This is a genomic window from Bacillus sp. CH_48, assembly GCF_038008465.1.
Lineage (GTDB): Bacteria > Bacillota > Bacilli > Bacillales > Bacillaceae_G > Bacillus_A > Bacillus_A thuringiensis_S.
This window is the reverse complement of record NZ_JBBOZF010000001.1, coordinates 1,994,794-2,016,192: the sequence shown is the minus strand read 5'-3', so window position 1 is coordinate 2,016,192 and position 21,399 is coordinate 1,994,794. Positions and strand designations below refer to the sequence as shown.

Here is a 21,399-nt window from a genome sequence, read left to right as displayed (position 1 = left end):
CCAGTGAATGTATTAATTATGTAAAAATACCTTATTGGTACTTTTTCCACACACTTTCAAACTGCTCTTCGTTAAAACCAAGTGTTACATTCGTTCCATCTGTTACAATTGGACGTTTAATCAACATGCCATCAGATGCTAAAAGCTCATACATTTCGTCTTCGCTTGCATCTTTCAACTTATCTTTCAGACCAAGTTCACGGTAACGCATTCCACTTGTATTAAAGAATTTTTTTAATGGTAATTCACTTTTTTCATGTAAATTACGTAAATCTTCTTTTGATGGTGGATTTTCAACAATATGAATCATCTCATATGCTACATCGTTTGCCTCAAACCATTTCTTTGCCTTTTGACATGTGCCACACTTTGGATATGAATAAAATGTTACTGTCATAAATTCACCTACTTTTTTACTAACCTTTACCTTTATCATATAGAAAACGTTTTATTATTTCAAACCATTATTCGCTAAACTTTTACTTATTTCGTGATAATTTTTAATAATCCTGCGAATTTTTCTTATTTTTCCGCCATTTGTTAAGAAAAAAATAAATATATAAATTTTTTAGATTCTGCACCAAACATATATCTTAAACAAGCGTTTGATTAATTCTCCATTTTTCTTCGTTAACCTTTGAACTACATGAGTTTCTTTCTACCGAACATACAGCTTAAACAAACGTTTGATTAATTCTCCATTTTTCTTTCTTAACCCTTAAGTTACATCGGTTTCTTCCTACCGAACATACAGCTTAAACAAACGTTTATTTAAAAAAATAAGAAGCCTCTTTTGCAGGCTCCTTCATCATCTATTCAAATAATCTGCAATTGTTTGAAATACTACGATATACATATTATGAATACTTTCTTCTGTGTTTCCACCATTTGATAAACCAATTGCCCATTGTTGCCCTTCACCACTTCCGATATTCGCAAAACCTTGCGTATACATCGCATTTACATCTTTTCGTGCACTGTTATACTCTATCCCTTTTGTAATAAAAATTGAATATAATTTATCTTGTAAACCGATAAAAAATACTGGTTTCTTTAGCGATGAAAATACATTTTTATACTGCTCTGTTGAGGCTTCTTGAAAGTGATCTTTCATTATTAGAAAACCATCCACTTCCTTAGATTTCTTTTCCAGTGCCTCTAACTTCATTTCCTCAAACTTTACATTCCTAAACGTATCTTTCGGCTTTTCTCCAACAACTCCAATTACGAGTGCTCTTCCGTTATATTCTAATTTTTCTCCTTCGTTATTCTTTGCACACCCAGCACCTACTAGGCATAACAATATAAAAACTAAAAAATATGATAAACGCTTCATTTAGCACCCTCACCCTTCTTTTTAGTCAAGTGACAAAAACGTAAGGTTAATTCAAGAAAATGTAAGTAAAATCGATAGCCCAATTCACGTTTCTATATTATAATCAATTGAATTTACTTACATTACTAAACATAGGAGATCAACATGAAGAAATTTAAACTTTCATCTTTTCTTCCGTTAAGTTATATACTTCTACTCGTACTCGTAAGTCCCCTTTACGACGTATTAAATAAATCGACTGTTCACGCAGTAGACGTTACAACTGTAGTAGATGATTGGATTCCATTTGTAAAAGCATTTATTATTCCTTATTTACTTTGGTTTCCATACTTATACGGCGCACTTATTTATTACTGCTTCGCTGACCGAAAGCAATATTATGTCACTTTAAGTAGTGTTATTTTTGGAAAGCTTGCTTGTTTTTCTATTTATTATTTTTGGCAAACAACTGTACCGCGTCCGACTGTCGTTGGAACAGATGTATTTTCTGAACTAGTTCGCTATATTTATAGTATCGATCAACCGGTAAACTGTTTCCCTAGCATTCACGTTCTTACTACATTTGTAATTATGTTAGCTGCCTTTAAGCGTAGAGAACAACATGCTTTTGAATATTACATCCTTACTTTCTTCGGTACACTTATTATTTTATCAACGCTATTTACGAAGCAGCATGCCTTTTTAGATGCCGTTTCTGGAATGACACTTGCAAGCATACTATACTTCGGAGTTCAGCTCTTATTAGCAAAAGAATCAATAAGAGTTCCAGTAAAACAAAATCATAGAATGTAACATGACAAAAAAGCAGACTGTGGCTTCTCAGTCTGCTTTTATCTATTATTAAGGAGATTTTCAATTTAAGATTGCGGTACAGTCATATCACCAGAATGAATACGACCTGCTTTTTTAAGAGCAATGTAAAGTATATAAGAAACAGCTACTGGAATGACGATATAAGTAATTACCATCGCCGGGAGAACTTCCCATCCTTCGCTGGAAATTAAATTAATTGGTGCGATAAGAGAACTTAATCCAAGACCTGCAATTTCTTTTCCTGCTTCCAGTTGGAAAATTAATGCGGATACCGGACCGACTATAGCACTGGCGACGACAGTTGGGACGAGAATCATTGGGTTTTTAGTGATATTTGGCAACTGTACTTTCGGAGTACAAAGAGCTTGAGCTAATATGCCACCTAAATTGTTTTCTTTCGCTGAGATGACAGAGAATCCGATAAACTGAGCAACGCATCCGGCAAGAGCTGCACCACCTGCAACACCGTCTAAACTAAGTGCAATCGCTAACGCAGCTGATGAAGCTGGAGAGATAAGTAATAGTCCCCAAACTACTGCAATGACGATAGAAGCGATAAACGGGCTACCAGCTGAGCTATCTTTAATGAACGCTCCAACTGCATTTAAAACAGGAGTAATATTATGAGATAACCAAATACCTACTAAACCAGAACCTAATATTGCCGCAAATGGAACGAGCATCATATCTAACGCAGTTTTTCCGCTTAAACGTTTACCAATATATACAGCTAAAGTTGCTGTTAATAAAGCACCGATTGGCTCACCTGTTTTAATAATTAGACCTGCTTCAGTAATTGAAATGGATCCGGCACCAATTGCTCCAGCCACCATAGCCGAGAAGATTACAAGGCCATTTGCACCGAGCATAAAAGCAATTCCGGCACCAATTGCTGGTGCCATAAGTGATTTTGCAACAACTCCGATTGTAATAAGTAATGGTATATCAACAATTCTTCCTATATTTTCGATCAGTAAACCAATTCCGAGGGATACGAAAATACCTTGTGCGATTCCAGCAGATGCTTTAAATACACGAGACATTATATATTCCTTCATTTGTTTCACCTTCTTCTATAAGTTAGTAACCAATTGTTTTCATATAATCACGTAAAATATCGTTTGATTTTGCGAATCGAGATTCTTCATCCTCTGTTAAATTGAGTTCTACAACTTCTCTTATACCGTCTCTAGTAATAATAGCTGGTACTCCTGTACAAATATCATATTCACCATACTCACCATCTAAAATGGCTGATACAGCAATGACACGGTGATCATCATTAAAGATTGAGCTTGCAATATATGCTAGAGAATTTCCGATTCCGTAATAAGTAGTTCCTTTACGTTTATAAATTTCCCATCCGGCTTTTGCAGTCTTCTCAACGATTTCATCTAAATCTATTTCACCAAATCGTTCTTTTTGTTCTTCTAAAATTTGCAGAATTGGCTTTCCACCAACAGTTACGTGAGACCAAGCAACCATTTGAGAATCACCATGTTCTCCTAATGAATACCCATGAATACTACGAGGGTCTACATGTAGCATTTCAGATAAAATTGTTCTTAAGCGAGAAGAATCTAGTGATGTACCAGTACCGATTACGCGATTTCTAGGTAATCCAGATAATTTCCAAACTTCATATGTAATAATATCAACTGGGTTCGATGCAAGTAAGAAAATACCATCAAATCCACTTTCCATTACGCCACCAACAACACTTTCCATAATCTTCGCACTCGCTCCTAAAGTATCTAAGCGACTTTGCCCTGGTTTTGGTGCTGGTCCTGCTGTAATAATGACAATGTCCATATCTTTGCAGTCTTCATAGCTTCCTGCATATACTTTTGTTCTTGTATTTGTAAAGTTAATGCAATGTGATAAATCCATTGCTTCCCCAACTGCACGTTCATGATTTATATCAATTAATAATAGCTCTTCGCAAATCCCTTGATTTACAATGGAATACGCACAACTTGATCCAACTAATCCAGTACCGATAATTGCAATTTTTCTTGTATGTCTTTTCATAGCAATCTCTCCTAATTGATCATATAATCTATTTCTTTTGTTCTTTACATTCTTAATTATAGAGGTTCCCACGATAGAAACCATGGATACTTTGTGAAATATTGAACAAAGTTTTTGTCCTTTTTGTGAATTGTTATATTCCATTTTCGTCATATTTGTTACAACTGGAAAAATATTTATTATGTATTTATTGACATACAAAAAATAAAACGAGCGAATTCATTTTCGCTCGTTTTTTCATCCTATTATTCTGCACTTAACTGACTTTTCAATTGCTGCACAATCATCGGATTCGCAGGTGCTGCTGGTTTATAATAACTCTTTTGCTTTGCGTACTCATACATATTACGTTGACGCATTTCATCTTGATTACGAATTTGGATTAACGTTTGATGTAACTGTTCATTATCAGACTGAGCAATATAATTTGCATAACTTGTTAAACTTGCATTTAATCCTGCTAAATAATCATTTACCATATCTTTTTCATTCATCTTTTACTTCCTCCTATCCTAGGAAAGTCATTAATTGCTGTTTCGTATTTCTTGCATCTTGCGCATCTTTTTGTAGCATTTGTTTCAGTTGTGGATCTGTACACGTCTGTGCATACTGCTCCAACTTGTTAATAATTGTTGCGTGTCCACCAATTAAATGACGTAAGTTTTCTACTTCAAGCTCTGTTAAATTTTGCATGGAATACTCCTACCTTTCTTCTTTCATTCTTCTTTAGTATTCTGTTTTTTTCAAATCGTATTCATTAAAAAGTCTGCTAAATAATCATTTAACTAAAAAGAGCCTCTAAACGATTAGAGGCTCTTTCTACTTAAATTCCTTTCCGCTTCTTCAATCGCCCGTTGCATTTGTATTAACGGATTTTCAATCATTTTCCCATGTCCTGTCGCCAATAAAGACGGCTTATACTCCAGCAATTTCTGCGCGCTTGCTAATGAAACTTCTGCATCCCACGTACCAAACATAGGAAACGGGAAAAGCCACTTCAACTGTCCTGCTACCGCTAATCCTCCTCTCGTTTGAAATGCATCTCCAACAATGAGTGCATCATTTCTTGTGTCTAAAAACGCCATTGATCCCGGTGTATGACCTGGAGCTCCAATCGCTACAAGAGAACCAACTTTATCTCCCTCTTGAAGAAGAATATCTGGAATCGTATTTATCTGTTTTGACACTCCCACTTTTATTGATGTATTTCGTTCTCCCTCTTGCAGTACCTTATCTCCTTCAAGTAAACATGCATCTCTTTTTGAAATATAGACCGGAACATCCGGCAGCACTTGTTTTATAACATCAAGCGCTCCTACATGGTCATCATGCGCATGTGTAATAACGATATTCGTAATCGGTTTTCCTATTTTCCGAGCTGATTGTAAAATCTTCTTTGCACAAAACGGTAAAGCCGCATCAATTAAAGTTAATCCTGTCTCTTCTTCAACGAAGTAACAGTTAATTGGAAATAGACGCGGTAAAAATGCGATTTGATGAACTGTTCCTACACTTATTACCTTCATCTTCTTTACCTCCATAAAAAAGAGCTGTTTACACATACATATGTAAAACAGCTTTATTCAAGAATTCAGCAATAAAAAACCAGTAGCCAATCGGCTACTGGTTCTCTTTCATCTATTAAACTGTATAACGCTCATCTTCTAAAATTTTCGCAGCAATTTCACGTTTCTTCGGAATTACGTTAAGTGGTGTGTGGCGAGTTAATTTACGTAATGATGATAACATCATGCGCAGCATGTCGCCGTTTTCAACTGCGATAAGTGTTTCTTTCGCATCTGCTTCGATTTCGTTGAATGCTTCTTGGCAGAATACTTCAGTGTATAACACTTTTTGTTTATTCTTTTCAAGACCAGTTGTTTTAATTGCTTTTTCTGTACGAAGAACAGCTGATTCCATTGCATATAGGTTACTTACGATGTCAGCGATATTCACAAGAATTTCTTGCTCTTTATCTAATGCTTTACCGTATTTTTGAGCCGCTAATCCAGCTACCATTAAACCAATTTTCTTCGCATTAGTTACTAAATACTTTTGAAGTGCTAATGGCTCATCGCCTACTTCTTCTGGCATCATCATCATTAACTCTTCTTGTAATTTTTGTGCTTTTTGAAGAAGTGGTAATTCACCTTTCATCGCTTTACGTAAGAACGTACCTGGTACGATTAGGCGGTTAATTTCATTCGTTCCTTCGAAAATACGGTTAATACGAGAATCGCGGTACATTCTTTCAATCTCGTACTCTGCCATAAATCCGTAACCACCGTGAATTTGAACACCTTCATCTACTGTATAATCTAGTACTTCAGAACCGAATACTTTATTTAAAGAGCACTCGATTGCATATTCAGCGATAGAAGCTGCTACTGCTTTACCGTCTTTTACTTCTTCTTCAGATAATGTGCTCATGCGGCTTTCGAATAAACCTACTGTACGATATACAGAGCTTTCAGCTGCATATGTTTTTGCTGCCATATTCGCAAGTTTCTCTTGAATTAATGGGAAGCGAGCGATTGGTTGCTTGAACTGTTGACGTTGGTTTGCATATTGTGCTGAAATTTCTACTGCACGTTTCGCAGATCCAACTGTACCAACACCTAATTTATAACGGCCGATATTTAAAATGTTGAAAGCGATAATATGACCTTTACCGATTTCACCAAGTAAGTTTTCTTTTGGTACTAATGCATCTTCTAAAATTAACGTACGAGTTGAAGAACATTTAATACCCATTTTCTTTTCTTCTGGGCTTGTAGATACGCCAGCATATTCTTTCTCTACGATAAATGCTGAGAAGTGCTCTCCATCAATTTTTGCATACACGATAAATACGTCAGCGAATGCAGAGTTTGTAATCCATTGTTTTTCACCATTTAATACATAATGTGTACCTTCTGCATTTAAACGTGCAGTTGTTTTTGCACCTAATGCGTCAGATCCTGAACCTGGCTCTGTTAATGCGTATGCAGCTAATTTCTCACCAGTTGCAAGTAATGGTAAATACTTTTTCTTTTGCTCTTCGTTACCGAATAATACGATTGGTAACGATCCGATACCTACGTGAGCACCGTGAGTAATTGCAAAGCCGCCAGCGCGAGAGAATTTCTCTGCGATTAACGCTGAGCTTACTTTATCAAGACCAATCCCGCCGTACTCTTCTGGTACGTCAGCGCCTAATAAACCAAGCTCCCCAGCTTCTTTTAAAAGACGAACAGAACGATCAAACTCATGTTGTTCTAAATATTCAAGCTCTGGAAGAACTTCATTTACGATAAAGTCCTCTGTCGTTTTTGCAATCATTTTATGCTCAGATGAAAAATCTTCTGGCGTAAACACTTGATCAATCGTAATCTCATCAACTAAAAAGCTACCGCCTTTAACCGCATTTCCTACTGTTTTTTCCATGAAAATTTCCTCCTTCATATTTTCATGAGCCGCTTCTCTCTTTTTGAAAGAAGCTGGCTCTCAATTTTATTTTTTATAAACCTTGGTTGCTTCCATTCTTTGCTTTAGCGTCGTCTCGTTCTGAGCGAACCGCTTGCACTTTTTTTATAATCCAGTTCCAGTGGCTAGAACAGTCGGTCGTTTCACCCCTTCCTGTGAGGCAAAAAGCGCCTCTTCGTCAGGGCTTCCAACGCCCTCCTGTTCTGAGCGAGCCACCTGCACTTTTTTTATAATCCAGTTCCAGTGGCTAGAATGTTCGGTGGCTTCGCTTCTTCCTACGAGGTAAAGAGCGCCTCTACGTCTGAAGCTCCATCCCCCTCCTGTTCTAAACGAGCCACCTGCACTTTTTAAAGTAATTCAAATACTCCCGCTGCTCCCATTCCGCCGCCGATACACATTGTTACGATACCGAATTGTTCGTTGCGGCGTTTCATTTCGTGAATAAGAGATAGTGTTAGTTTTGCTCCTGTACAGCCAAGTGGATGTCCAAGTGCGATTGCACCACCGTTTACGTTTACTTTTTCTTCATCTAAACCAAGTTCACGAATAACTTGAATTGATTGAGAAGCGAATGCTTCATTTAGTTCGAATAAGCCAATATCAGATAGCTCTAAGCCAGCTAGTTTTAATGCTTTTGGAATTGCAGCGATTGGGCCGATTCCCATTACTTCTGGTGGTACGCCAGCTACTGCAAATGAACGGAATTTCGCAAGCGGCTTCATGCCATCGCTCACCGCTTTTTCACGATCCATTAATAGTACAGATGCTGCACCGTCACTCATTTGTGAAGAGTTACCAGCTGTTACAGAACCGCGAACGTTAAATGCTGGACGTAATTTACCTAAAATGTCTAGCGACGTTTCTGCTCTCACACCTTCGTCTTGTGCGAAAATGATTGTTTCTTCTTGCAGTTTATTGTTTGATCCAACAGTACGTAACGTCACATCTACAGATACTGTTTCATCAGCGAAGTTACCTGCCGCTAATGCTTTCGCAGCGCGTTGATGACTTCTTACTGCAAATGCATCTTGCTCTTCACGAGAAATTCCATATTTCACAGCAACTTGCTCTGCTGTATGTCCCATACCCATATAATATTCTGGAGCTGCTTCTACAAGGCGACTATTCGGACGAACAACGTGTCCCATCATTGGAACTAAACTCATTGATTCTGCCCCGCCTGATAATACAGCTTCAGAGTGACCAAGCATAATACGCTCTGCTCCGTAAGCGATACTTTGTAAACCTGAAGAACAGTAGCGGTTAATCGTAATAGCTGGAACATCGTAAGAAAGTCCTGCTAATCCGCCGATATTACGAGCCATATTTAAACCTTGCTCTGCTTCTGGCATCGCACAACCGAAAATTAAATCATCGATTGGTCCTTCATAATTCGCACGCTTTAACGTTTCCTTTACTACTAATGCCCCTAGATCGTCAGGACGAACTGTTTTTAATGAACCCCTCTTTGCTTTTCCAATTGGTGTTCTTGCTCCCGCAACAATGACAGCTTCTCTCATGAACGATATCTCCCCTCGTTATTAGTTACGTAATGGCTTTCCTTTTACAAGCATGTGCTGCATTCTTGCTTGTGATTTCATCTCACTTACTAAGCTAATAAATGCTTCACGTTCTACATCTAATAAATACTGCTCATCAACTTCTGTTCCGTACGGTACTTTTCCGCCCGCGATGACATATGCAAGTTTCTTCGCAATGTGAAGATCATGTTCAGAAATGTAACCTGATAAATGCATTGCTTCTGCACCAAGTACAAGAGTTGCATATCCTGTTTCACCAACAACTGGTATCTTTTTACGAATCGGCGCTTTATAGCCAGCTTCATATAAAGCAAGTGCTTTTTGTTTCGCATCATATAGTAAGTGATCACCATTCACACTAATACCGTCTTTATCGCCTAAGAAGTTGTTCGATACAGCTTCTTGTGCTGATGTAGAAACTTTCGCCATCGCTACAGATTCGAACACTTTATTCGCAACTTTTTGCAGGTCAAACTCTACACCGTTTGGCATTTTATTTAAGTGTTTAATGTATAGCTCTTTATTACCGCCTCCGCCAGGAATTAAACCAACACCAACTTCTACTAAGCCCATATACGTTTCACTAGAAGCTTGAATGCTAGCTGCTGGTAAGCAAACTTCTGTACCTCCGCCAAGCGTCATACCGTATGGTGCTGCTACAACTGGCTTAGAAGAGTACTTAATTTTCGTCATTGCATCTTGGAAGTTTTTCACAACCAACTCAATTTCAAAGTAATTGTCGTCTTGTGCTTCCATTAAGATCATTGCTAGGTTCGCACCAACGCAGAAGTTCTTCGATTGGTTACCGATAACAAGACCTTTATAATTCTTTTCTACTTCATCAACAGCGTAGTTAATCATTTGCGTAATATCCATACCAATTGCATTGCTCTTCGAATGGAATTCTAAGCAAAGGATACCGTCACCTAAATCAATTAAGCTCGCTCCGCTATTTTTCTTTAATACGCCATTTTTCGCTTTTAATTGCTTAAGAGAAATTGCCTTTTTATTACGTTCGATTCGCTTATATTCGCCATTATCGTAATAGTAGCTATCTCCGTTATCATGTTTGTGGAAAGTAGTGAAACCTTTCTCTAACATTTCTTTCACCCAAGTAGGAACAACTACGCCGTTTTCTTCCATCTTTTGAACAGATTTTTCAACACCAATTGCATCCCACACTTCAAATGGCCCTTGCTCCCAGCCGAAGCCCCACTTCATCGCTTGGTCAATTGCAACGATATCGTCAGCAATCTCTTTATGAAGTTTTGCAGAGTATAAAAGAGTTGGTGTAATGATGTTCCATAACAACTCTCCTGCACGGTCTTTCGCGTATACAAGCGCTTTCAATTTATTCGCTAATCCTTTTTCTTGTTTACTTAACTCTACGGATGCAGCTTTTAATTTTTTACGCGCTTCGTATTCCATCGTTTCAGGATTTAATTCTAAAATTTCTTTTCCTTGTTTTAAGAAGAAGCCTTGACCCGTTTTACTTCCAAGCCATTTTTTCTCAAGCATGTCATGCATGAAAGCTGGTACTTTAAATACATCACGCTCTTCTTCTTGTACGTTTTCATATACGTTATTTGCAACGTGTACGAATGTATCTAAACCGACAACATCTAATGTACGGAACGTCGCGCTCTTCGGACGACCAATAAGTGGGCCTGTTACAGAATCAACTTCCCCAATGCTATAGCCGCGTTTTATCATCTCTTGAAGAGTTACTAATAAACCGTACGTACCGATGCGGTTTCCAATAAAGTTTGGTGTGTCTTTTGCGATAACAACGCCTTTTCCAAGAACGTCTTCGCCAAATAGTTTCATGAAGCTTAATACTTGTGGATCTGTTTCTTTCGTCGGTATTACCTCTAGAAGTTTTAAATATCGTGGTGGGTTAAAAAAGTGTGTGCCTAAGAAGTGTTTCTGGAAGTCGTCTGAACGACCTTCTGCCATTTTTTCAACTGAGATGCCTGACGTATTCGAGCTTACAATAGAACCCGGTTTACGAACAGCGTCTACTTTTTCAAATAATTTCTTTTTAATATCTAAGTTTTCAACTACTACTTCAATAATCCAATCTACATCAGCTAGACGCTCAAGATCATCTTCTAAGTTACCTGCTTCAATCAGTGCTAAATTTCCTTTCACTGTCAGAGGAGCTGGTTTTTGCTTTAATAATTTTTGCACAGCCGTATTACTAAAACGATTTCTCACACTTTTATGTTCTAATGTAAGTCCCTTCGCTTCCTCTTCTTTTGTTAGCGCAGGTGGTACAATATCAAGCAATAATGTCGGAATACCAATATTAGCTAAGTGTGCCGCAATCCCTGAACCCATTACGCCTGAACCTAGAACAGCAGCCTTTTTAATTTGGAACATCCAATTCTCCCCCTATTCTTGAATGAATGCTCATTCAATTTTTCGACATAAGTCGCAATCAATGAGTGAGCCTCTACTAATAAATATATGATACTGTTTAAATTTTCGCAATATATTTATTGATAAAATTTTCTGAAATAAATATTTTTCTTTCATTTGGCTATGCTATACATGTGTATTTTCTTTGTTTAAATGCACTTTTCCTTTTTATAATCTGACGAAACTGGAGGAATATATATGGCAAAACTTAAGAAGAACCCTTCAAAGGCTGGAATTAGTGCAGCTAGTGTAACTGGAAATGCAGGTCCGCATAATCACGGTGTTGAAAAAGGACGCCAAGGTAATAATCAACAATATAAGAAGCATAATATGGGCGAAAAATAACGCTATATTTTTGGGCAGAGAACGTGGCATAATGATTAATGGCTGCTTTTTCTGCCCAATTTATTTGTACATATGGAAAACAAAAGAGGGAACGATGATGAAACGAACAATAGTTATGATTGTAATGATTGCTACACTATTTACAGGGATGATTTTCTTCTCTTATGCACAGAGGCAACAAGCTGTAAGAGCTGATCAACCTAAGATTACTGGGCAATATGGCGTTACAATCGATGCAGACACAGGTGAAATTTTGTATGGGAAACGCGAAGACGAACGTTCTTATCCGGCTAGTATAGCCAAAATGATGACAACCCTTCTTTTACTAGAGAATGTAAAAGAAGATGAAGAAATTACAGTTACAGAAAACGCAATTAAAACAGAAAGTCAAAGTAAGAAAATTAAACTTCGTGCTGGGGAAAAATTAAAGCGTGATGAGGCATTAAAACTTATGCTTATCATTAGTGCAGATCCAATAGCTGAATCAATTGCAGAACATATCGCAGGATCAAAAAATGAATTTGTGAAGATGATGAATGCTAGAGCGAAGGAACTTGGTACAAAGCATGCGACTTTCAAGAATGCAAGTGGTGCTGATGCAATTGGGAATAAAGTATCACCATATGACATTGCTATTATTACGAAAGAAGCATTAAAGTATCCAGTTGTTTTAGAATATATGAATTCAACACGTACAACTCTACATACTTCAGAACGCTCTCCAAACATCGCAAACTATGGACGAGAAGAACTATATGACGATCCATATGCGATTGGAAGTAAAAGTGGTCTATCAGCACTTGGCAAATATACAGTCGTAACAGTCGATGAAAAAGACGGTAAACGCGTCATTAACGTCGTATTATCTTCTACTCGCGCGCAACTATATCCTGATACGAAGAAAATGGCACATTATGCATTTCAGCAATTAAAATAACCAAGGAGTATTTTCTCCTTGGTTATTTTTTAACCATACCTTTTAATACGAACGCAACGTTTGCTGGACGCTCTGCTAGACGACGCATGAAGTAGCCATACCAGTCGTTTCCATAAGGTACGTAAACACGCATTTTGTAACCTTCTTTTACTAGCTCAAGTTGACGCTCATTACGAATTCCATATAACATTTGGAATTCAAATTGATCCCTTGGAATGTTGTGTTCTTCAGCAAGTTTTTTTGTATATTCAATAATCGCTTCATCATGTGAAGCAATTGCAGTATAATTTCCATTTAATAAGTGCATTTTAATAATTTTTTTATAATTGTCATCTACATCTTTCTTATCCGGGAACGCCACTTCTTCAGGTTCTTTATAAGCACCTTTTACAAGACGTAAATTAGGATTATAAGCATTTAAATCTTCAATATCTTTTTCTGTACGATATAGGTAAGCTTGAATAACAGTACCAATATTATCGTATTCAGATTTTAATTGTTTAAAGATATCAATTGTTTTACCACAGCGTGTATAGTCTTCCATATCAATGGTAACGAACACACCATTTTCTTTTGCAGCTTCTAAAATACGGCGCATATTGTTCATTACGATTTCATCAGAGATATCTAATCCCATAGAAGTCATCTTTAAAGAAAGCTGCGAATCAAGACCTTCTCTTCCAATTGCACGGATCGCTTCAATCGATTGGTTAGCCATTTCATTTGCTTCCGCTTCATTATCAACGAATTCACCTAAATAATCGATTGTTACACAAAGACCTTGCTTATTTAATGCCTGAATGGCAGCTGTCGCTAATTCAATCGTCTCCCCTGCGACGAAGCGACCTGCACCAAAGCGTAAACCGTACTTTTTAGCCAGTTTTGTTAGCGCTTTATTTTTAGATAAGAAAAGAAACGAATTTCGCATTAATTGTTCCATGTAATTCACCCCTATGACTGTAATTTATCTGTTTTTTACCCCTCTTCAAAATTATATCACTGTTTAAAATTATTGGATACAAATAATTATTTAGATAATTTATAAAATACTATAAAAACATTTAAAAACCTATATTCTCGCATGCAAATATGAAGGGAATATTTTTCGACATTTAGAAAAAACGGGTTTACTAGGGCAAAAATAGGCATACCGAAAATATTCGACATGCCTATAAAACCCTTAATATTCCATGTAAATTATATAAGGATATTAATAAGAAAAACTTAAAGTAGCATCACCTAAGTTTTTTAATTCTCATTTCGCTTCTCCTCATTCAGCCTTTTAATATCCGTAATTAACTGTACCATCTCTTCTTTCGCATCTGGATAAGTTTCATTCCAATGCTTCACTAAAGCTGGCATCGTCTTCGCTATGTAAGAATAAAGTGCCCACTTCTTTACCTGTTCTTTTCGCTCTTCATTACTCTCGCCAAGTAACAGCTCAGTGTATTTCTCTAGTAAACCGTCAAACTGCTCGTTAAACTTTTCACTCATTTTATTTACCTCCTATATGAAAAAAGCAGCGAAGATCGCTGCTTTTTCTTATAATTTTGATCGGACAGAGTTTAATTTTTTCTCCATTGTGCTTACTTTATCACGACGATCATCAATACGAATCGTTGTTGCAACACGCTGTGCACCTTTCGTATATGGAACTTCATGCATTTGTTGAATTACTTCTAGAATGACAGGAAGATCTCCTTCAATAATTGTATTCATCGGTGTTAATTGATACTTCACGCGATCCGCATTTTTCTCTAGCACCTTTTGTACTTCTGCTACATATTCACTAACACTTGGATTACCTGTTCCTACCGGAATAATCGATACGTCAACAATTGCCATAGTAGTCTTCCTCCTATAATCGCTTCTTATATATCCATTGTCTATTTTACCGAAATCCTCATCATTTTACTAATATGTTACTCTTCCACTTTAAACTGCTCAACTAATCTTTCTAAATCTTTCATATGCTCTGTCAAACTTTCCATCGTGTGGGCTACCTTTTCTAGATGATTAACCTGTGATTCCGTTGCAGCATGTACCTCTTCAGAAACAGCTGCACTTTCTTGACTCGTACCAGCAATTGTATGCATTACCGCTGTAATTTCTCCTTGCTCGTAACCTATGTTATGTACCTCTTCTACAATTTTTTCAACTGAAGTACTAATCGTATTTACAACTGACATAATTGTGCGGAACTCCATTTCTGCCTCTGTCGTCACTTTATTTTGCACATCTGCAATGTCTTTCAATTTACTTACAACTTCTACAACCCTTTTTACTTCTAATTGCACATCACCAATCATCGTTGTGATTTCTCCTGTTGCCTCTTTTGATTGTTCCGCTAATTTCCGAACCTCTTCAGCAACAACCGCAAATCCCTTACCTTGCTCACCTGCACGGGCAGCTTCAATCGAGGCATTTAAAGCAAGTAAATTTGTTTGATCCGAAATACCTTTTATAAGCTCAACAACATTTTGAATCGATCCAACTCTTTGTTCTAACTTATCCGATGCTTCTTCTGTATGAACAACAATCGAAGATGATTGTCCCCTCGTACGGACTAAGTTCCTCATTGTATTTAATCCTTGCTTAGATGCCTCTTCCGCTTTGCCAGTCACTCCTTTTATTTCACCAACGGAGCTATTCATTTGTTCCACTGACTCTGCCATATTCTCGAGCTGAGCTGAAACTTCATCCACACTATTCGCAAGAGTAGAAGCTCCCCCGCTCACATCATCCATTGCTCCGGAAACTTCTCTACTAGCCGCTACTGTTTCGTTCGTTAAATAATGTAAACTATTCGTTGATTGTTGCACTGTTGATACGCTGTTTTTAATTTTACTTACCATTTCATTCATTTGTTCAACCATATCATTAAAGTGCTTCGTCAACTCTCCAACTTCATCTTTACTTGTCACCTTCATTCGCAGCGTTAAATCCCCTTCTGCTACTTTTTGAACGTGATTCTTTAATAATTGCAGTGGTCTTGCTAATCTTCTTGAGAACAAGTAGGAAGCTACGATTCCAACTAATAAACTAATACACGCCATCATAATGACTGTATTTCTCGTACTATTTAATAGCCCATCGATCGTTTCTTTCGGATAAAAGATTCCTATCGTCCATTTCATCGTATCAAATGATTGACTATAAACAACTACATCTTCACCTTTTATTGTAGTGACCGCATATTTTGTTACCTCTTTATTTAAGCTCTTTATAAGTGGCTCTTTAGAAACATCTTTCCCTATCTTTTCTGGATAAACAAGAGCCATATTTTTATCATTTATAATAAACATTTCTCCGTCATTATTATATTGAATATTGTGAAGCAACTTCTGAATCGTCCCAAGCGATACATCCATCGCAACAACGCCTAATACAGATCCATCTTGAGCTGTAATTGCTTTAGAAACACCTACACTTAACTTTCCTGTTGCAATTTCATAAGAAGGTTGTCCCCAATGGACCTTTTTTACATCAGCCTCTGAATCTTTATACCATGGTCTTGTCGTTGGATCATATCCTTCTGGCACTTGCCCACCTTCAGCAAGATTGGCACTTAATGTTTTTTTATCTTTCGTACCAATATATAAATCTAAAATACCAGGATGATTCTTTTTATACTCCGCAAACTCTTTCGTTAAAAACGCTTCCTCTTCTGGAGTAACCCCACCTTGAAGCATATTACGAATCATCTCACTGTTCGCGTAATACCCCATATCTTCATCCGTTCTTTGAACAAATGTCGTAAGTTGCTCTGTCACAAGATCCATCGCATTTTGAGAATACTCGTCTAAGGAACGCACTTCCTTTTCTTTCTGTAATTGATACACAGCTGTACCCAATATTACGAACATCATAGAAATAAGTACTGAAAACACTACCGCAATTTTTAAACGTAAACTTCTTAACATCTTCCCCCCAGCATCCCCTTCGCATTAAATTGAAATATTATTAATCATTATATTAAGTATAATAGATAAAATTAAAAAATTGAAATTAATTCTCACCTTAATACAATTAGAAAACGGACTACCACTTGTGCAAAAACAAATAGTTCATTATCCTTAAAATATAATCTCATTCGTTCGGAGGGAACTATGTTACAAAAATTCGGTTTCTCACAATATGAAAGCCAAGCTTATGAAGTTGTCGTATCAAGCAATGAACCATTAGATGCTACAACAATTGTGAAGCATTCAGGTGTTCCAAAAGCAAAAATATATGAAGTACTAGCACGCCTAATCGATAAAGGAATGGTAATGGATTCTGTTTCAGAAAAGAAAAAATTGTATACAGCATTACCACTAAAGCTAGCAATTGAAAAATTAACGACAGAATTTCAATCAAATATTAAGGAACTGGAAACAAATATATCAAAAAAATCATTTACAGATGACCGTGTTTGGAGCTTAAAGATGCAATCTTCTATTCGAGTTCAAAGTAAAGAACTCATTGAAAGTGCAAAAGAATCAATCCGTATTTCAGCTTGGAATGATACTCTTTTAGAATATCTTCCTTTACTAGAACAAAAAGCAAAACAAGGTGTTCAAATTGAATCCCTTATTGTTGGAGAAGTAGAAACAGACTTAGAAAACATGCATTTTCTAATCCCAGCTGAAGAGCCTAATGCATTAGAGCGCTACTTGCTACTCATCGTTGACGATCGTGAAATTTTATTTGCTGGCGTAGAACAAGAGTCATGGCAAGCGATGAAAACAATGTCACAACCTTTCGTAAAGTTCTTTACAGAATTTTTCTATCACGACGTTGCACTTGCAAAGATTACTCAAAAACACCATGATCTCTTTATGGAAGATGAGGAAATTAAGAGTTTGTTGATGAAGTTAAGATACTAATTAAATAATAAACAGGAGTCTAGTTTTTCACTTAGACTCCTTTTCGTTTTGTTCCTTTATCTCCATCAACAGCTCAATGATTTTCTCATTTTGCTCTACCTGTTTCTCTGAATTTTTATAGATGAAACGAACCCATCTAAGTGCAAGAATAATAAGAAACAAAGGGAGCATTGAAATTAGAAGACCAATAATTGAAAAATTCGTATACATATACCTCACCTCGCTATACACCCTTTCTCCATTTCCCTACTAAAACCTGCAATTTTTTACAAATAAAAAAAGAACCTATCAAACGATAGATTCTCCTTTCGCAAACTGAGTAGAGCGTCCTCTCGTAATCGAGAAAATCGCGCAAAGCAGTGCTAATATAATAAAGCCACCGCCTACCCAAGCGTTATATATAACAGATGATTTTTCAATAACAACTCCGCCTACTGTTGAACCGAGTGCAATTCCTAAATGAAGCGCAGAGTTATTTAAACCTTGCTGGATACCAGCTGATTCCGGTGCAATTTCAATTAAATAATTTTGCTGTGCTGGTGAAATCGCCCAGCTCAGCATACTCCAAAGTCCCATCATAATGATGAAGAGTGGGAATGAGAATGTCATTAATGGCAACATGAAGATTGCACATGCAAATACGATAATAATCGAGATAATACTTTTCTTCGATCCCCATTTATCAGCAAGCCATCCACCGAATCCACCGCCGATTACTGCTGCGATTCCGAAAATGAAGTAAAACACACTAATCCAATTTGCTTCAACATGCATAACATCTTTTAAAAACGGTGTTAAATATGCATACAATGTTAAATGCCCCGTTAAAAACAAAAATGATGTTAACTGTGCACTTACAATTTTTTTATCTTTTAAAGTAGCAAGTTGTTCTTTTATTGATAATACCGATGTCGGTGGTACTTTCGTTAAGAACAATGAAATACAAGCAATTGCCATAACTGTTAATACTGAAATCAATACAAATGGCGCACGCCATCCGTATGCATTTCCGAGTACAAGACCGAGCGGTACTCCAAGTACAAGTGATCCACTAATTCCCATAAAAATGATTCCAATTGCACGCGCACGAAAATGCGGTTCTACTACACTAGAAGCAAGTGTTACCGATAGTGCAATAATTAATGAACCACTCGCCGCACAAATAACCCTTGAGAACATTAGCATTCCGTAATTCACACTAAATGCCGAAATAATATTTCCGATTAAGAAAATCGATAATGCTCCAACATACAATGTTTTTCTTTCAAACTTCCCTGTCAAAGCTAATAAAACTGGACCTGACAAAGCAAATACTACCGAAAATATTGTTATAAGCTGACCAGCTGCGCTAATAGATACTCCTAAATCATTGGCAACTAAATCGAGCGTTCCTCCTATAATTAGCTCAACCGTTCCGACTACGAAAGCCGCGATAGCTAAAATATAAACACGAAAATTCAAGTCTTTCCCCACGCTTTCTATTTTGGTTACTACGACTATAGTAACCAAAATAGAAAGTGGACGCAAGTACAATTTTTTTACAGTAAAAAAGGTAGGCGTATTATACGCCTACCCTTCCATCATTCTGTTTCTTTCTTCTTATTCAAGTACCAATACACCGGAAGTCCCGTAAAGACAATTCCAATTGATAAGAAACAACTTACCGGATCATTAATAATCGCACTACCGATTACAAAGAACGAACCTAAAATCGCAACGATTGGTACGATTGGGAATAACGGTACACTATATGCACGCTCTTTATTCTTATTACGTTTCCTTAAAATGAAGACACCAATAAACGTCATTACATAGAAAATATAAATAATGAATACGGAAATCTCAGATAGCTTATTTGGATCACTAATAATCATTAAAATAATTCCTAAAATGATTTCAACAGTAATCGCATTTGCTGGTGTTTTAAATCTCGGACTTTCCTTTGCAATAAACTTAGCAAATGGAAGTTGTCCACGTTCTGCCATAGACATTGGAATACGTGGGAACGTTAAAATCTTTCCATTTAAACAACCGAAAATAGAAACGATAATACCGATACTAATAATTTTCCCACCATATTCTCCAAGTAACATACCAGCAGCTGTCGCTGTTGCATTTTCTCCAAGGTCTACAATTTTTGCTGCTGGTAATACATTTAATAACGCCAAGTTAATTAATACGTAAGCAGCAGTTACGATTAAAATCCCCACTGTCATTGCTTTCGGTAATAACTTTGTTGGATTCTTCATTTCTCCACCAATCGAAGCAAGTAAAATCCAGCCGTCATAAGCAAATAACGTTGCTAAAATTGCCATACCGATACTTTGATTTTCTGATATCGGCACTACTACGTTAAAAATATCACTGTTTCCTTTCCAAAAACCTAACACGACAATTAATACAATCGGAATCATTTTCCCAATTGTCGTGATTGTTTGAACGATACCTCCGTATTTTGTTCCCATACTATTTACAAAGCCAAGGAACACAACTGTTCCGATTGCGATTGGTAAATTCCACACTTTATCTAAATAGAAAAAATTAATCATTAAAGAACTAAAGTATAAACCTAATGTTCCGATAATAGCTGGTCCATAAACAATTGTTTGCATCCAGCCTGATAAATATCCCCAAAAACTTCCGTAAATCTCCTCTAAATACGTATACAACCCACCATTTTTCGGGATTTGCGCTCCAATTTCGGCTACTGTTAAACCACTCGCTAACGTCAACAGACCACCAATTACCCAAGCAAGAATGGCCATATTAGAACTCCCTGAGTAATCTAATACGCTTCCTGGTTTCATAAATACACCAGACCCGATAATCGTTCCTACTACGATAGAAAGTGCTACTGTTAAACCAATTTTGTTCTTCTCATCATGATGCATGCTGCGTATCCTCCTTCCAATTCTAGTGTGATGCAAAAATGAAATAAAAAAACACTCCTCCCTAAAAAAGGGACGAGTGTTGTATTCGTGGTTCCACCCTTGTTTCAATTCGCAAAGTAACACACTTCACCAATTTCTCAAGTCTAAATAACGGTTTTTGCCGGCAAGCAATTACTAGATGTTCGTTCACTGCTGCAGTTCAGAGGTGGTAATCTATTTTTCCGTATTAGGAAGCTCACAGCCAAAGGCTTCCCTCTCTGGGAATCGTAAAAAATTAATCGTGTCCTCATCATCACTTCTTGATGTCGAATTTTGTAGTTATTGTTCATTATATTGAATTGTTAGAAAAAATCAATATATTTTTTTATATAACATAGGAAATATTTCTCTTCTTATATTATAACAGAAGATACAAAACTTCTCTAATTCCCTAAAAATGGTATAATTCATTTAGGAGGTGTACCAATAATGATTGCTGTCTTTTGTATCATCGCTACGTTTCTCTCTGTTCTATTCGCTATCATGTATCGAAACAAGTATCCTGGTTATAGCATTTTAGCGGTAGCTATTATACCAGCTGTTTCCTTCTACGTATTGGGTAAATATCAATATACGGAAGTGTTTATCGGTTTTGCAATCTTCTACTGCGTCTTCGGATACATACTAACAATGAAAAGAATCTTATTGAATCATTAAAAGAGACCGATTTCTATAAGTAGAAATCGGTCCTCGCATGTACCTTCCGGTTGCC

Annotated in this window: 22 protein-coding genes and 1 other annotated feature; of the genes, 5 read left to right on the top strand and 17 right to left on the bottom strand. The window is 36.8% G+C overall.

The window, feature by feature from the left end:
- Positions 1-31: 31 nt before the first annotated feature.
- Both N2V92_RS09895 and N2V92_RS09890 read right to left on the bottom strand, forming a co-directional pair.
- Positions 32-397, bottom strand: a complete 366-nt coding sequence (locus tag N2V92_RS09895; RefSeq protein WP_000218968.1) for an arsenate reductase family protein — start codon at positions 395-397, stop codon at positions 32-34.
- Positions 398-808: 411 nt separating this feature from the next.
- Positions 809-1,336, bottom strand: coding sequence for a lipoprotein (locus tag N2V92_RS09890; RefSeq protein ID WP_016078140.1), 528 nt, complete (start codon positions 1,334-1,336; stop codon positions 809-811).
- Between the two features lie 144 nt (positions 1,337-1,480).
- Here N2V92_RS09890 and N2V92_RS09885 point away from each other — a divergent pair, with 144 nt between their 5' ends.
- A complete protein-coding gene (locus N2V92_RS09885; protein WP_016078141.1) occupies positions 1,481-2,128 on the top strand; it encodes a phosphatase PAP2 family protein in 648 nt (215 codons plus the stop codon).
- A 65-nt stretch (positions 2,129-2,193) separates the two neighbouring features.
- On the opposite strand, the gene N2V92_RS09880 is transcribed toward N2V92_RS09885, so the two are convergent.
- From N2V92_RS09880 to N2V92_RS09845, 8 genes are all read right to left on the bottom strand, one after another.
- Positions 2,194-3,207 (bottom strand): PTS transporter subunit IIC, encoded by a 1,014-nt coding sequence (locus N2V92_RS09880; protein ID WP_000666168.1) that lies wholly within the window; start codon positions 3,205-3,207, stop codon positions 2,194-2,196.
- A gap of 22 nt (positions 3,208-3,229) precedes the next feature.
- Entirely contained in the window at positions 3,230-4,180 is a 951-nt protein-coding gene (locus N2V92_RS09875) for an L-lactate dehydrogenase (RefSeq protein WP_000820650.1), read from the bottom strand.
- A 245-nt stretch (positions 4,181-4,425) separates the two neighbouring features.
- Positions 4,426-4,674 (bottom strand): spore coat protein, encoded by a 249-nt coding sequence (locus N2V92_RS09870; RefSeq protein WP_001002987.1) that lies wholly within the window; start codon positions 4,672-4,674, stop codon positions 4,426-4,428.
- A 13-nt stretch (positions 4,675-4,687) separates the two neighbouring features.
- Complete coding sequence (locus tag N2V92_RS09865; protein WP_001180555.1) at positions 4,688-4,873, bottom strand: hypothetical protein; 186 nt, start codon at positions 4,871-4,873, stop codon at positions 4,688-4,690.
- A 113-nt stretch (positions 4,874-4,986) separates the two neighbouring features.
- Entirely contained in the window at positions 4,987-5,706 is a 720-nt protein-coding gene (locus N2V92_RS09860) for an MBL fold metallo-hydrolase (protein ID WP_000864826.1), read from the bottom strand.
- Positions 5,707-5,821: 115 nt separating this feature from the next.
- Complete coding sequence (locus tag N2V92_RS09855; protein WP_000416287.1) at positions 5,822-7,606, bottom strand: acyl-CoA dehydrogenase family protein; 1,785 nt, start codon at positions 7,604-7,606, stop codon at positions 5,822-5,824.
- A 386-nt stretch (positions 7,607-7,992) separates the two neighbouring features.
- The gene (locus N2V92_RS09850; protein ID WP_001206339.1) at positions 7,993-9,165 is read right to left on the bottom strand and encodes an acetyl-CoA C-acetyltransferase; all 1,173 of its coding nucleotides are present in this window, start codon (positions 9,163-9,165) and stop codon (positions 7,993-7,995) included.
- A 21-nt stretch (positions 9,166-9,186) separates the two neighbouring features.
- Positions 9,187-11,568 carry a 3-hydroxyacyl-CoA dehydrogenase/enoyl-CoA hydratase family protein gene (locus N2V92_RS09845; protein ID WP_016078142.1) on the bottom strand — a complete coding sequence of 794 codons (2,382 nt, stop codon included), beginning with the start codon at positions 11,566-11,568 and terminating at the stop codon, positions 9,187-9,189.
- A 237-nt stretch (positions 11,569-11,805) separates the two neighbouring features.
- On the opposite strand from N2V92_RS09845, the gene N2V92_RS09840 reads away from it, so the two are divergent.
- Both N2V92_RS09840 and N2V92_RS09835 read left to right on the top strand, forming a co-directional pair.
- A complete protein-coding gene (locus N2V92_RS09840; protein WP_001096344.1) occupies positions 11,806-11,952 on the top strand; it encodes a YuzL family protein in 147 nt (48 codons plus the stop codon).
- 97 nt (positions 11,953-12,049) lie between these two features.
- On the top strand, positions 12,050-12,889 hold the full coding sequence (locus N2V92_RS09835) for a D-alanyl-D-alanine carboxypeptidase family protein (protein ID WP_000831456.1): 840 nt from the start codon (positions 12,050-12,052) through the stop codon (positions 12,887-12,889).
- 22 nt (positions 12,890-12,911) lie between these two features.
- Here the strand turns inward: N2V92_RS09835 and N2V92_RS09830 are convergent, their stop codons facing one another.
- The 4 genes from N2V92_RS09830 to N2V92_RS09815 all read right to left on the bottom strand — a co-directional run bounded on the left by N2V92_RS09830 (position 12,912) and on the right by N2V92_RS09815 (position 16,812).
- On the bottom strand, positions 12,912-13,829 hold the full coding sequence (locus tag N2V92_RS09830) for a proline dehydrogenase family protein (protein WP_000436780.1): 918 nt from the start codon (positions 13,827-13,829) through the stop codon (positions 12,912-12,914).
- Between the two features lie 308 nt (positions 13,830-14,137).
- Positions 14,138-14,383 carry a YusU family protein gene (locus tag N2V92_RS09825; RefSeq protein ID WP_001290589.1) on the bottom strand — a complete coding sequence of 82 codons (246 nt, stop codon included), beginning with the start codon at positions 14,381-14,383 and terminating at the stop codon, positions 14,138-14,140.
- Positions 14,384-14,431: 48 nt separating this feature from the next.
- Positions 14,432-14,734 (bottom strand): MTH1187 family thiamine-binding protein, encoded by a 303-nt coding sequence (locus N2V92_RS09820; RefSeq protein ID WP_001018860.1) that lies wholly within the window; start codon positions 14,732-14,734, stop codon positions 14,432-14,434.
- A 77-nt stretch (positions 14,735-14,811) separates the two neighbouring features.
- Positions 14,812-16,812, bottom strand: coding sequence for a methyl-accepting chemotaxis protein (locus N2V92_RS09815; protein WP_000946369.1), 2,001 nt, complete (start codon positions 16,810-16,812; stop codon positions 14,812-14,814).
- Positions 16,813-16,998: 186 nt separating this feature from the next.
- Here N2V92_RS09815 and N2V92_RS09810 point away from each other — a divergent pair, with 186 nt between their 5' ends.
- Positions 16,999-17,757 carry a TrmB family transcriptional regulator gene (locus N2V92_RS09810; protein WP_000939479.1) on the top strand — a complete coding sequence of 253 codons (759 nt, stop codon included), beginning with the start codon at positions 16,999-17,001 and terminating at the stop codon, positions 17,755-17,757.
- A gap of 27 nt (positions 17,758-17,784) precedes the next feature.
- On the opposite strand, the gene N2V92_RS09805 is transcribed toward N2V92_RS09810, so the two are convergent.
- The 3 genes from N2V92_RS09805 to N2V92_RS09795 all read right to left on the bottom strand — a co-directional run bounded on the left by N2V92_RS09805 (position 17,785) and on the right by N2V92_RS09795 (position 20,648).
- Complete coding sequence (locus tag N2V92_RS09805; protein ID WP_000288473.1) at positions 17,785-17,967, bottom strand: hypothetical protein; 183 nt, start codon at positions 17,965-17,967, stop codon at positions 17,785-17,787.
- Positions 17,968-18,045: 78 nt separating this feature from the next.
- Positions 18,046-19,230 (bottom strand): MFS transporter, encoded by a 1,185-nt coding sequence (locus tag N2V92_RS09800; RefSeq protein WP_074790675.1) that lies wholly within the window; start codon positions 19,228-19,230, stop codon positions 18,046-18,048.
- Between the two features lie 107 nt (positions 19,231-19,337).
- Positions 19,338-20,648 carry an APC family permease gene (locus tag N2V92_RS09795; protein WP_000546306.1) on the bottom strand — a complete coding sequence of 437 codons (1,311 nt, stop codon included), beginning with the start codon at positions 20,646-20,648 and terminating at the stop codon, positions 19,338-19,340.
- 65 nt (positions 20,649-20,713) lie between these two features.
- Positions 20,714-20,950, bottom strand: a binding site (T-box leader).
- Positions 20,951-21,116: 166 nt separating this feature from the next.
- Between N2V92_RS09795 and N2V92_RS09790 the strand changes: the two genes are divergently transcribed.
- Entirely contained in the window at positions 21,117-21,344 is a 228-nt protein-coding gene (locus N2V92_RS09790; protein ID WP_000562245.1) for a hypothetical protein, read from the top strand.
- Positions 21,345-21,399 lie beyond the last annotated feature (55 nt).